Source organism: Rickettsia africae ESF-5 (assembly GCF_000023005.1).
GTDB classification, from domain to species: Bacteria; Pseudomonadota; Alphaproteobacteria; order Rickettsiales; family Rickettsiaceae; genus Rickettsia; species Rickettsia rickettsii.
Genome location: NC_012633.1, coordinates 819,077 through 831,239, shown reverse-complemented (window position 1 = coordinate 831,239; position 12,163 = coordinate 819,077). Strand labels below are relative to the sequence as shown.

Here is a 12,163-nt window from a genome sequence, read left to right as displayed (position 1 = left end):
TGGATACCAAATCGTCATTGCGAGTGACTGTAAGGAGCGTGGCAATCCAGAAAAATAATAAAAATGCTACGCATTTTACTAGATTGCTTCGTCAATTACTTTGTAATTTTCCTCGTAATGACGTCAACTTTTCAAATTATCAACTTTTTCTAGGCAATGTCTATTTATCGACACGGTAGTTATTGACAAGTTTAGGAAAAAGTTTTATATTCTTCACAAGTTTAAGAAAAAGTTAATAGTATATGTCTAAAGCAAAAACAGCTTCCAAAAATAACCCGACTTCTAGGGAACAGGCTAAAGAATATTTTCATAATGGTCAGAAAATCAAACCGGTCAAGCTTATTGCTGCTCAAAAGTCTTTTCTAGCTGCCGAATATGAATCTTCCGGAGATTTAGTCGTAGGGAGCAATGGTCAGCCATTACCTTGGGGATTAGTTAAAAGCTTATCTTAATATTTTCACTTCCAAAAACCTCGCCAATAAATAATCGGGGGCATAGCTCAGGGGTAGAGCATCTGCTTTGCACGCAGAGGGTCAAGGGTTCAATTCCCTTTGCCTCCACCACTTCCAATAAGGGGTTTCAAGGCTTTTTGAAATTTAGTAAAAACTTTGAATGTTCCTTTTGTTTTAATTTTCGCTCCATGTCTTGCTAAAAAAATATTCTGTACCTACTATTATTGGTTATGGGAAGTATTTACAACAGCAGAATCTAGGCAAAAATAATAATCTACATACTCAAAAGCTGAGGTGACTATTTACTTGAGAAAGAAATATACGAAGCTTTGCTAGAACTCAGTAATTATAGCAGTGAAGAGAATAATAAATTATTAAATACGACTTATTTTCTTATAAATTAATAAAAAAATAAGGACATAATATGAGTGGTACAACAAAAAATATAAATGCAAAGGGAGCAGCAAGCATGGGTCTTGATAGTTGGCTTGGCGTTACTGTAGGTGATAATATTACTCACTCTTTTAGTTTAGATACTAATAGTAATATTTTTTAGGTATCACCGATACTATGAATTACTATAATGGCTTAGGTAGTATAGACATAAATAATGCACGTGTTAATTTTAATATAACTAATAGAGCTTTAGAAATAAATGCTAATAACAGACCTTTTAAATTGATTGTAGACGAGGATTTTTCTATAAAAATTGCAGAGTTTAACACCTATGAAAATGAGCAATATACTTTTACAAATCATTATCAGGATAAAATGAGTTTCCAAGATATAAATACGTTAGCAAAAATAACTAATCTATCTCATAAAGAATTTGTTAAAATTTTATCTAATAATTATACGCTAGAAGAAATAAAGGAGATTGCAGATAAATATAAAGCAATAGATAAAGAGGCATTAAATTTATACCAGCTAGGTACTCAGACTATGCAGATAGCAGGCGATATAAGAAAGCTAGTAGCAGGCACATCGCTGGTAGACTTAAAGAAAAATTTACAAAATCTTGACTCTGTAAGATTTGGTATGTAGGTATCAAGGGGAGTAAGTACTACAAATAATTTAGTAGTTGAGAGTTTGCAGGACGTAATACAAGATTTTGATATGATTACTAATGGATTAAATAAAGAAAAAAAAGCAGCTTTGAAAACAAGATTCAGTTGCTCAAAGATGCTTGCTCAAACAAAGGAAGCTATTTATGCCAAAGCATTTGATATTTCAACGCACTATTTAAAAACATTTAAAGGTACAGGTTTAAAAGGTATGTGTTAATAGCTCCTTCTAGATTAATTGCCGTTCGTTTTAAAAAATTTTTAGATGATATAGGACAAGTAAGTTCTGAAGTTGTTATATCTGCTACTGATGACCGGGACGGTTATAAAGATATTGAAAGCGAAAATGAAGTAGATAAATTTATAAAAAACATTAGGGAACAATATGGAGCAAAATTTAATAATAGAATTATTAAAAAATTTAAAAGTTCCGATGATCCTGAAATTTTAATTGTAGTTTCAAAATTACTAACCGGTTTTGATGCACCGCGTAATGTCGTTATTTACATATGCAAAGAATGAAAAGAGTATAGTCTTTTACAAGCAATTGCTCGTGCGAATCGTCTATTTGAAGAAAAAGGGAAAACTAAAGAATACGGTTACATAATTGACTATGTAGGGTTATCGAATCAATTAAAACAAGCACATCAATTTTATGAAAATTATGGTTTAAACAATTTTGATAGAGAAGATTTAGAATATGCTATATTTTTTGTAGATGATAAATTGAAAGCATTTTTTCCGTTACTACAAGAAATTAAAAATATTTTTATAAATGTGCCTAACGATTTGGATTCTGAACAGCTTGAACAGCATTTAGCCGATGAAGTTATACGCAATAAGTTTTATTTCTTGTTGAATAAATTTAAAAATCTGATGTTTATAGCTTCTAATTCTTATGAATTTTATGAAGAAAAAGAACAAGTTAATTTACAATATGAATAAAATTTAATAAGCTCAAAGAGATAGTGGAAAAGCATTATAAAGAAAAACCGGATAAAAAAATATATACCGCTCAAGTCATGAAGTTGCTTGATGAGTATGTTATTGCCGGTCATATTACTAAAATTGAGGCGGTTAACATTTGGTCATGGATATGGCTAATCAAATACAAGATACTATTAAGGCTTATATCAATATCGATCCTGCCTTTTATCAAAAATTTTCTACCCTTAATAAATAACACAATAATACAGCATCATAATAAACGTTTATCGGATAGTGATCTTTTAAATAGAGTTAAAAAAATAAGAGCTGAATTTAAAAATGATGTGCCAAGTGAACTCGGCACTAACAAAACAATAATAGCTTCTTACAGAATCGCAAAGATCAAAATCAGTGTGAAAATGCCATTCAAATTGCTCTTGATACCTATGAATCATTAAGCAGGAAATAAATTGTTCATTGGACAAAACACACTTCCATTTTAAATGAAAAATTCACTTGATGATTATTTTGTTGATGTTGTTAAAAAAGAAATGAGGATTGACTTTAATAATGAAAATTTAAGTGATGTTGTGGAAAGCCTAATTGATTTTGCTAAAGATCATGAAGCTAAATGATTTGGCTTAAATAACGCAAATAGCGAATTATTGCATAATGCGCTATTGTAGAATTTTTAAGCTATCAATATTTATATAATATCTTTAGTCGTATTATCGTAATATTTTCCTAATATGTCTAAAGCGTTTTGGTCATAGTCATTTTGAGCTTTCATATGCCATACCGGTGCATAATCGCGAGCTGCTAAAAAATGTTTTGTATAATGTTTTAATTCTCTCTCACCTGAGTGACCAAGTTTGTATGAAAGTGTATAAGAAATGGTGGGTTGATTTGGGGCCTTTTCTATTTTTTATTGAATATAATTATACTGTAATTCGTTTGTATTGCCTATAATGTGGATATGAAATTTATGTGTCTGTTGTAAGTTATATATCTCTGTTAGCTTTTCAGGTTCTATTTTGCACATAGCATTCCAGCCTTGATCAAATACCTCATTATCTCCTATAGGATTACCGTTTTTTGCTTGTATAAGCTCATTCATTTTCTTACGAAATTTTGCGGTAGTTATTTTACCGGTTTTATACTGATCTATTATTCCGTTAGTTTTTCTTCTTCTTTTGCCATACTAGCAATATCCGGTATACTTAGTCCGTTGTATTGGCTAAATTTTATTATAGCGAGTTCCCTCTTGGTTAAAATTACCTGAGAATATTTAAAAACATGAGCTTTTATCATAGTGATTACCTATAAATTGTTAGTTTTAAAAATATAAAATTGTTAAATAAAAAATCAATATTATAATATTAAGAAATCATATTTAGGGTAAAATAATGAGTTTAAAATCCGCTTGGCTAGATACGCCTCTTGGTTCTATGCTGGCAATTAGTGATACAGAGAGGCTTTATTTGCTCGATTTTGTTGAAAGTAAAGGATTAGAGTATAAAATTAAAAGACTTAAGATTAACACAAAATCGGCTATTACTGAAGATCGCACTAGACCGATTATATCAATTGAAGAGGAGCTTCAATCTTACTTTAGCGGTACTTTGCAAAAATTTAATACTCCGATATATCTTTTAGGAAGCGAATTTCAAAAATTAGTATGGCAAGAGCTAATGAATGTACCTTATGGTGAAACAAGAAGTTACTTTACCCAAGCTAAATTAATAGGTATGGAAAGATCTTATAGAGCCGTTGCAAATGCTAATGGAGCAAATAAATTTGTTATAATTATTCCGTGTCACCGCATCATCAATAATAACGGTAAGCTTGGCGGTTATGGTGCAGGGCTAGATCGCAAAAAATGGCTTATCGAGCATGAGAGACAGAAGTATTAAATAAAAAATCAATGCCTGAATTTCGGTTACAGGAGTTTTAAAAAGTTCATATAATATAATTATAAATTTATATTATAGGATAAATTAATATGTTTAATAAGCTTCAAAGACAAGAATATTATCAGGCATTAATTAATAAAGATGACAGATATGAAAATATCTTTTTTGTAGCGGTTAGAATAACAAGAGTATTTTGTAGACCGACTTGTCCTGCACGGAAACCTAAATTTGAAAATTGTGAATTTTATAAAACTGCTAAGGAAGCTTGGCATGCTTCATATAGACCTAGTCAGCGTTGCAAGCTTCTTTCACATCCTTGGTGAAGCTTCAGGTTTAGTTTGTACTCTTGTTAATGCTATTGAGTTTAATCCTGCTAAAAGATGGAAAGATAGTGATTGTGATGAGCTATCAGTAGATGCTTCTACAGCACGTTGCCAATTTAAAAAACGTTTTGGTATGACGTTTGTAGAATATGCGAGAGCAAGGCGTATGGGTATTGCGATGAAGCAAATGCGCATGGGTGCATCGGTCATGAATACACAAATTGATATGGGTTATGAGTCAAGTAGCGGTTTGCGAGATGCTGTCTCTAAAATAATGGGAGGACCGCCGACAAAATTTAACCGGCATTTAAATATTTTAAAAGCGGCTTGGCTAGATACGCCTCTTGTTTCTATGCTGGCAATTAGTGATGAAAAATTGCTTTATTTGCTAGAGTTTGTTGATAGAAGAGGTTTGGAGCGTGAACTTGAGAGGCTAAGGATTAAGACAGAATCTGCTATTATTCCTGGAAGCACTGAACCGATTTGAATGATTGAAGAGGATCTTCAATTGTACTTTAACGGTACTTTACAAAAATTTAATACGCCTATATAGCTTTTAGGAAGCCCATTTCAAAAAATGGTTTGGCAAGAATTAATGAATATACCTTACGGTGAAAACGAAGCTATTTAAATCAGGCTAAAGTTTTGGGCAAACCTTAATTCTTATAGAGCTGTTGCAAATGCTAATGGTATGAATCAGTTAGCAATCATTGTTCCTTGTCATCGTATTATTAATAGCAATGGCAAACTTGGAGGCTATGGCAGGGGATTACATCGTAAAAAATGGCTTATTGAACATGAGAGACAATTTACAACAAATGAGAAATATTTTACTTGAGAATGCTACTATTCCTGTAGAACGTAGAATGCTATTCTTGAAAACTAGAGAAGGAGAGTATGGAGAGCATGACCGATTTATTGGTGTTACCGTGCCGACTTTACGTACAATAGCTAAAAGTTATTTATAATTTGGATATGGAGGATTTAAGCCGACTTATTACTTCAGAATTTAATGAAGAGAAATTTTTAGCATTAGCTATTTTGATTATGCAATATCAGACAGCACAAGATAAAGAGTTTTTGTATAATTTTTATTTAAACAATATAAAACACGTAAATAATTGGAATTTAGTGGATGCATCAGCTCATCATATAATCGGAGCTTATTTATGGGATAAAGAAAAGGATTATTTCTTTACACTAACAAAATCGGAAATTCTATGGGAAAGACGAATAGCTATAGTTGCTACTTGGTATTTTATCAAAAATAATACATTAAATACGACTTTTGAAATAGCAAAATTACTCTTAAACGATAAACATGATTTAATGTATAAAGCAGTAGGTTGGATGGCTACGTGAAGCAGGAAAAAAAGATGCAAAACAATTAATAGATTTTTTGGATCGCTATACTTTACAAATGCTAAGAATCGCAGTTTGTTATGCTATAGAGAGATTACCACAAGAAGTGTACAAAAAATATCTTTTAAAAAACTAGATTTATATTTAATCTATGTTAATATTTCATTTTAATTTATTAAGGGTATTATTATGCTAAAAACATTACTAATTAGTTTTATAACTTTAATTTGTGCAGTAAACTATGCTGATGCTGATAACCAAACAGCTCGAAATCCTAATTCTACAACTTCTTCTTCTGATCAGCCCGATGATTTACCTGCAGAGGCAGCTGTTCACTTTGCACAGCCTTGGGCAAGACCTACAACAAATGTGCAAGGTAAAGTTAGCAATTCTGCTATGTATTTTACATTAATAAATAGTAGAAGTAAGAGTTATAATTTAGTGAATATATCTTCAGATAAGATAAGTGGAATAGAAATTCATCAAACAATTAATGATCAAGGGGTTAGTAAAATGGTAAAAGTGGATTATCCATTTTTAATTGCCGGTAATATTAATGTTGATTTTAAGCCCGGTGACATGCATATTATGCTTTATGACCCAAAAGTAGATTTAAATGTAGGAGATGAGTTTAAAATAACCTTTTTCTTTGATGACAATACACGAAAAATAGTGAATGTTAAAGTCGCAAATGACAATCCGTACAATAAAACGGGGAATTGAAGGTTATTGTTGCATGGTGCACTCTTCTATGTCATGCCCACAAAGGCGGGAATCCAGTAAAACCTATAAAAAACTTGTTTTTTTAGGTTTAATGTGTAATTTTTATATCAATATTAAGGTTATTTTTTCTGGATTTCGGCTTTGAGCTAAGAATGACATAGGACCACTATACACATGACCCTAGAAATTACCGGAAGTGAGTTAATTAAATCTAAACTTATAGATGCTCCTGAACGTTCAGGGGTTTATCGAATGTTTGACGTTAACAAGCAAGTTCTCTATGTCGGTAAAGCTAAAAATTTAAAGAAACGCCTTACTAATTACATTAAAAGCAATTTAGATAATAAGACGCTTCGGATGATTGCAAATACTTGTTTTTTAGAGTATAGCATCACTAATTCCGAAGTTGAAGCACTACTTTTAGAAGCACAGTTAATCAAGAAATTTCAGCCGAAATTTAATATTCTTCTTAAGGACTGCAAATCTTTTCCTTTCATTAAGTTACGTTTAGATCATGATTTCCCACAATTACTAAAATATCGAGGTAAAACTCTAAGTGACGGGAAGTTTTTTGGTCCTTTTGCCTCGAGTGCGGAAGTTAATACTACTTTGACCGAACTACAAAAAATTTTTAAATTACGTTCCTGCACGGATAATTACTTTAATTCACGTACTCGCCCTTGCTTACAATATGAAATAAAACGTTGTTATGCTCCTTGCGTCGGTAAAATAAACAAGGAAGACTATAGAGACTTAGTAACTCAGGTTAAAGATTTTTTACAAGGTCGCACTAAAGAACTCCAAGAGAACCTATCTAGAAAGATGGAAGAGCTAAGTAGTCAGATGCGTTTTGAAGAGGCGGCAGAAATTAGAGATCGCATTAAAGCACTGAGTTATGTGCAGCTTAAGGCAGGGGTTTCAGATGTCGTTAAAGATGCAGATATAATCGCTATTGTGGAAAAGAACGGGCATTATTGCGTGGAAGTGTTTTTATATAGGGCAGGGCAAGCATGTGGTAATATTCCTTATTTTCCTACTTCTACCGAAAATAGTACCAAAGAAGAAGTATTAGAATATTTTTTATTACAATTTTACCAAAAACAACACGTGCCTGCGGCAATTATAATTAATCATGAAATTAATGATAAAGAGAATGTGATAGAGGCGATTAAGAAAATCAACAATATACTTCAGATTAATATTACAGTACCTAATAAAGGCGGTAAGGCTAAATTAGTTCAAAATGCTGAGACAAATGCTTTATTTTCTCTAGAGCAGTATTTGAAGAAATTTGCAAAAAATCAAGAGATTATGTTTGAAATTAAAGAGCTATTTGGTCTTTCTGAAATTCCTGAAAGAATTGAGATTTATGATAATAGCCATATTCAAGGTAAGTTTGCAGTTGGAGTGATGGTAGTTGCTGGTAAAGTCGGTTTTGATAAAAAAGAATATCGGGTTTTTAATGTCCATGCTCCCTCTCTCGTATGTCATTCCCGTGAAAGCGGGGATCCAAAAAGGTTAATGGATTCCTGCTTTCGCGGGAATGGCATAAAGAACTGCGGGGGTGACATAAAAGGTGACGATTATGAGATGCTTCGGCAAGTCCTAACAAGGCGGCTTACAAGGTTAAGGCAAGAGCCGCATAAATTGCCAAGCTTAATGATTATAGACGGCGGCAAAGGGCATTTAGGCGTTGTTAAAGAGGTGATGGATAAATTTGAAATGAATATTCCTTTTGTTTGTATGTCAAAAGGAGTAGATAGAAATGCCGGTTTTGAACAGTTCCATGTGATAGGTAAGGAAGTATTTACTCTAGATAAGAATTTGCCGGTTATGAAATATTTACAAATCTTGCGAGATGAGGCACATAATTTTGCCATAAAGAATCATAGACTAGGTAGATCACGTGCTATAAAAATATCACGCCTTGACGATATAGAGGGCGTAGGTGAAACTCGAAAAAAAGCATTACTGCATTATTTCGGTTCGTATAAAGCAGTATGCGATGCAACCATATATGAGCTTGCTAAAGTAAATGGTATTAACAAGTTACTTGCTGAGATGATTTTTAATGTTTTGCACAGAAAAAACTAATATTATAACTCATGAAAAACCTAGTTGTATGAGTCGCGATGTCATTCTCGCGGAGGCGGGAATCCAGTCACTAAAAAGTCTAGACATACTAAATTTAAAAAATTAAAAGCTCGATTTTCCTACTTGTCACTGAATTCCCGCTTCCGCAGGAATGACATCGAGCAGGTTTCTGGATGCATGCAAAAGGCTAGCTTTTTATATCCTCAATAGGATCTTTAAGTTCTTGGCATGCTTCGCCTATTAATTTAGGTTCATCATTCTGAGATAAATCATTAATATTAAATTTAGTTAAGTCAGGATAATATGGAGTCATTGTACTATGAATAGAATAATTTAAAGTTCCTGTCATTAAAGAGTTAACAGCATCATTTTTTGCTTAGTAGAGTAATACATATTACGCATATTTTCTGAATACGTAGCTATATCAGCTAAAGTGCTATCATTAACGTCATCACGTGAATTTAAGCTTAAATTTTATTCTCCCATTCTTGTCTTCAATAGGAATTATTATGCTATATTTTCCTTCAATACTATTTTGCTTAGACATAAAATCCTCATAATTCAATTATTAACCTTGAGTTAATATATTAAATTATTTAAAACTGCAAGTAAATAGATAATATATTTTATATGACTTTCTTCGTAATGACATTAGAATACCACCATCCTAGAATAAATATCACAAGACTCACCATTGTCCCTATAAACACTCCTCTAAGGTTGAAATATTGCAACGATAAAGAATAATATTCCCATATTAAGAAGATAGCTGCTCCGCCAAGTGATGATAAGACCATTATAGTTTTAGATGTTCTGATACCAAAAAGCGTTGTTATTAACGGTACTAATGTTACCGGTCCCCAGAAACCAGTGAAGAATACTACTAAGTCAATTACATTACTAAATTTTAAAGCTACAATTATTGCAAAACTTCCTATTATAATGTTAATAATTCGAGCAATTAATAATAATTTTTGCTGATTTTTAACCTTAAAAATAGGATTGATTATATCTTTAACAATAGCTATAGAAGTAACGTTTAAATCAGAATCAGCAGTAGACATAACGGCAGCTAAGAGTCCACTTATTACTATCCCTTGAATTAAAGTTGGGATGATTTGGTTGATTAAATAAGGTAATACTAAATTTGACGGTTGGTTTGGATAAAGCTTATAAGCAATTAAACCATTTAAAGTAATGCAAATCAAGAAGAAAAAATATATAGCGGATTTTGCATATATTGCTTTAGTTGTTTGCGTAGGATTTTTATTAATTAAAGCTCTTTGAATAAATGTAGGATATAGATTCATGACGCTAAAACTTAAAGCTGCTGCCATTGTATAAGAAAGTAGGTTGCTCCGATCAAAATTTGCATTTTCCGTAGGTAGGTTATTAATAAAATCTACAAAACCGATTTTATTTAAACTGATAAAAGTTATGGTTGGTATAGCGATTATCATCGCCAAAAATTGTAGTAAATTAGTAAAAACAATAGATTGTAAACCGCCTATTGTAGTATATATAAGTACTATACTATAACTTAAAATTACCCCATTTACATCATTTATTTCTAAGATATATTGAAAAATATAGCCGCTGACGCTTATTTGAGCAGCCAAAAACCCCACTGAAACGATAACCGAACTAACCCCTCCGATAAAACGACCTATATTACCGTAATATGTACTTAGGATATCGCCGATGCTTTCAGCTCCGTAATGTTTGGCAATTAAAGGCACTATATAGATTGCAATTAATATATCTATAGGTATTGTAAGTATAAGAGCGTAAGCATAATATTCATGTCCCAAAAAAGCCTTTTCCATAATGCCGAAAGTGGTGGCTCCTCCGACAGAACTTACAAATATCGTAGCTATTAATAACAGCTTACTATTTTGCGCTTTACTTTCAACATTTGCATAGTTCTTAAAACTACTATTTTTAGCTCGGTAATATATACCAATAAGTAGAATAGATATTAGGTATATGAATACGATAATATTATCAATAGGTAAATTAAACATAAATTAGATTTTAAAGCTCAAACTTAGCATTTGTTCACAATATATATGTAGTCAAGAATGCTAGATTTATAATTATGTGTCATAATCTGTTCCAAGAAGTTCAGTATCTGGTGTGCAAATATCTTGATTGGGATCATATTTCTATATTTTACAGTGGGGTTTAATTTTTGTTCAGTAGTTTTTTTTTAGGGGATAGTTAGCGTTTGATTGAGTTGTAGTTTTTATATTTTTACAATATTTATGTATTTTAAAAATACCTATTTTAAGTTGCGGCATAATTAACCTTTATTTATGTAAAAAATAAAATCCTTATTAACATTAATCAATAATTATTTCAAATAAAACATAATAAAAATTAATAAGTCAATATTTTTTAAATTAACCTATATTAAAATAGTTCTATAGGTCATTATTAAGTATGTTTAAGAAACCTATGCATGTACTTCACCAGCTAATTCAAGTCCCAACTCTTTAGGATTTTCATTAGCAACTACAACAATTTTAGATATTCTTGAACCGGTATAGAAATTTGTAGTATCATTTAATTTTTCTATATCTTTAGTGGTAACAAGAGAATTATCTATTGTGCTAGAATTATTATGTTGAGACACTATTGCAAGGCTTAAAAAAGCTTTTAATTCAGGTTTATCATCGGGTACTAATTCTATTAGTTTTTATCTCGATGATCTGCTCCATATTATTAAATTTAACCATTTCTGTGTAGGCTTCATGAATAACTAATTGAAGAGGTGTATATCCATCTAAATCTTTTAACTCTGTTGAAGCTCCTTTTTCTAGTAAAAATTCAGCTATATCATAAAGTTTGCGGTAAATAGCCTTATGTAGAACTGTATGATAAAACGAATCTTGAATATTGATATCATCACCTTGATGATCTAAAATCTTTTTTATAAGATGTTTTAGTTGAGCGGTTTGAAAAAACTTGGATTGGTAAAAAGAATATGCTCCGTAAGTGATGTGAAACTGTTCGAATAGTTTATCTAGTGTAATGTTGTATTCGGAGTCTTGTGCAGAAGATGAAGATATCAGTGGTACTTCTTGAATGGCCGATAAACTAATGCTAGGGATAAAATTGGAAGAAGCAATAGGAGTTAGGGTGTTGTCTTGCTCTAGTAAGGTAATATCCAGACACCATACCTGTATCATAAGAAGATGTTTGTTTTGTTATTAGAGTAGCCATCGTTTCTATTTCTCTAACTTTAGCCATAAAATTACTATAATCATTTATCTGAAATTAATATATTAAATAATATGAATTTT

The 12,163-nt window shown here is 31.5% G+C and carries 17 protein-coding genes, 1 tRNA gene and 4 pseudogenes; 16 read left to right on the top strand and 6 right to left on the bottom strand.

The features are described from left to right. The first annotated feature begins 242 nt into the window (after window positions 1-242). From RAF_RS04455 to RAF_RS10410, 8 genes and pseudogenes are all read left to right on the top strand, one after another. The gene (locus tag RAF_RS04455) at window positions 243-452 is read left to right on the top strand and encodes a hypothetical protein (RefSeq protein WP_004998070.1); all 210 of its coding nucleotides are present in this window, start codon (window positions 243-245) and stop codon (window positions 450-452) included. A gap of 36 nt (window positions 453-488) precedes the next feature. Next, a tRNA-Ala gene (locus RAF_RS04450) sits at window positions 489-563 on the top strand. Window positions 564-876: 313 nt separating this feature from the next. After that, entirely contained in the window at window positions 877-1,008 is a 132-nt protein-coding gene (locus tag RAF_RS10415; protein ID WP_016728225.1) for a hypothetical protein, read from the top strand. A gap of 14 nt (window positions 1,009-1,022) precedes the next feature. Beyond that, window positions 1,023-1,496 (top strand): hypothetical protein, encoded by a 474-nt coding sequence (locus RAF_RS04445; RefSeq protein ID WP_012719858.1) that lies wholly within the window; start codon window positions 1,023-1,025, stop codon window positions 1,494-1,496. 72 nt (window positions 1,497-1,568) lie between these two features. Beyond that, a pseudogene (locus tag RAF_RS04440) lies at window positions 1,569-2,038 on the top strand (UvrB domain 3-containing protein). Between the two features lie 204 nt (window positions 2,039-2,242). Next, window positions 2,243-2,461, top strand: coding sequence for a hypothetical protein (locus tag RAF_RS04435; RefSeq protein WP_004998084.1), 219 nt, complete (start codon window positions 2,243-2,245; stop codon window positions 2,459-2,461). A 23-nt stretch (window positions 2,462-2,484) separates the two neighbouring features. Beyond that, window positions 2,485-2,901: a hypothetical protein gene (locus tag RAF_RS04430; RefSeq protein ID WP_041471901.1), complete on the top strand. Its 417-nt coding sequence runs from the start codon at window positions 2,485-2,487 to the stop codon at window positions 2,899-2,901. A gap of 45 nt (window positions 2,902-2,946) precedes the next feature. Next, on the top strand, window positions 2,947-3,078 hold the full coding sequence (locus tag RAF_RS10410; RefSeq protein ID WP_014410871.1) for a hypothetical protein: 132 nt from the start codon (window positions 2,947-2,949) through the stop codon (window positions 3,076-3,078). A gap of 290 nt (window positions 3,079-3,368) precedes the next feature. On the opposite strand, the gene RAF_RS04420 is transcribed toward RAF_RS10410, so the two are convergent. After that, window positions 3,369-3,560, bottom strand: a complete 192-nt coding sequence (locus RAF_RS04420) for a hypothetical protein (RefSeq protein WP_014410869.1) — start codon at window positions 3,558-3,560, stop codon at window positions 3,369-3,371. Between the two features lie 50 nt (window positions 3,561-3,610). After that, entirely contained in the window at window positions 3,611-3,754 is a 144-nt protein-coding gene (locus RAF_RS09425) for a hypothetical protein (protein ID WP_200858168.1), read from the bottom strand. Between the two features lie 95 nt (window positions 3,755-3,849). Between RAF_RS09425 and RAF_RS04415 the strand changes: the two genes are divergently transcribed. The 8 genes and pseudogenes from RAF_RS04415 (at window position 3,850) to uvrC (ending at window position 8,858) form a co-directional block, all read left to right on the top strand. Next, window positions 3,850-4,356 carry a methylated-DNA--[protein]-cysteine S-methyltransferase gene (locus tag RAF_RS04415; protein WP_012719857.1) on the top strand — a complete coding sequence of 169 codons (507 nt, stop codon included), beginning with the start codon at window positions 3,850-3,852 and terminating at the stop codon, window positions 4,354-4,356. A gap of 89 nt (window positions 4,357-4,445) precedes the next feature. Further along, window positions 4,446-4,679 (top strand): Ada metal-binding domain-containing protein, encoded by a 234-nt coding sequence (locus tag RAF_RS08010; protein ID WP_083762113.1) that lies wholly within the window; start codon window positions 4,446-4,448, stop codon window positions 4,677-4,679. Continuing rightward, window positions 4,627-4,923, top strand: a pseudogene (locus tag RAF_RS10620) (methylated-DNA-protein-cysteine methyltransferase); the annotation flags it as partial. The gene RAF_RS08010 and the pseudogene RAF_RS10620, both read left to right, overlap by 53 nt. 30 nt (window positions 4,924-4,953) lie before the next feature. Further along, window positions 4,954-5,517 (top strand): annotated as a pseudogene (locus RAF_RS10615) (methylated-DNA--[protein]-cysteine S-methyltransferase). After that, window positions 5,477-5,647: a DNA alkylation repair protein gene (locus tag RAF_RS07995; protein ID WP_083762111.1), complete on the top strand. Its 171-nt coding sequence runs from the start codon at window positions 5,477-5,479 to the stop codon at window positions 5,645-5,647. Before RAF_RS10615 ends, RAF_RS07995 begins: the two are co-directional and overlap by 41 nt. A gap of 7 nt (window positions 5,648-5,654) precedes the next feature. After that, window positions 5,655-6,177 (top strand): annotated as a pseudogene (locus tag RAF_RS04400) (DNA alkylation repair protein). Window positions 6,178-6,230: 53 nt separating this feature from the next. Beyond that, window positions 6,231-6,764 carry a copper chaperone PCu(A)C gene (locus tag RAF_RS04395; protein WP_012719855.1) on the top strand — a complete coding sequence of 178 codons (534 nt, stop codon included), beginning with the start codon at window positions 6,231-6,233 and terminating at the stop codon, window positions 6,762-6,764. Window positions 6,765-6,938: 174 nt separating this feature from the next. Beyond that, window positions 6,939-8,858: an excinuclease ABC subunit UvrC gene (uvrC, locus tag RAF_RS04390; protein WP_012719854.1), complete on the top strand. Its 1,920-nt coding sequence runs from the start codon at window positions 6,939-6,941 to the stop codon at window positions 8,856-8,858. Window positions 8,859-9,045: 187 nt separating this feature from the next. Here the strand turns inward: uvrC and RAF_RS09410 are convergent, their stop codons facing one another. The 4 genes from RAF_RS09410 to RAF_RS04375 all read right to left on the bottom strand — a co-directional run bounded on the left by RAF_RS09410 (window position 9,046) and on the right by RAF_RS04375 (window position 12,049). Then, window positions 9,046-9,207, bottom strand: a complete 162-nt coding sequence (locus tag RAF_RS09410) for a hypothetical protein (RefSeq protein ID WP_004998095.1) — start codon at window positions 9,205-9,207, stop codon at window positions 9,046-9,048. A 277-nt stretch (window positions 9,208-9,484) separates the two neighbouring features. After that, window positions 9,485-10,882 (bottom strand): sodium:solute symporter, encoded by a 1,398-nt coding sequence (locus tag RAF_RS04385; RefSeq protein ID WP_012719853.1) that lies wholly within the window; start codon window positions 10,880-10,882, stop codon window positions 9,485-9,487. 431 nt (window positions 10,883-11,313) lie between these two features. Then, window positions 11,314-11,493: a hypothetical protein gene (locus tag RAF_RS04380; protein WP_041471900.1), complete on the bottom strand. Its 180-nt coding sequence runs from the start codon at window positions 11,491-11,493 to the stop codon at window positions 11,314-11,316. Between the two features lie 37 nt (window positions 11,494-11,530). After that, entirely contained in the window at window positions 11,531-12,049 is a 519-nt protein-coding gene (locus tag RAF_RS04375; protein ID WP_012719852.1) for an ankyrin repeat domain-containing protein, read from the bottom strand. Between the last annotated feature and the right edge of the window lie 114 nt (window positions 12,050-12,163).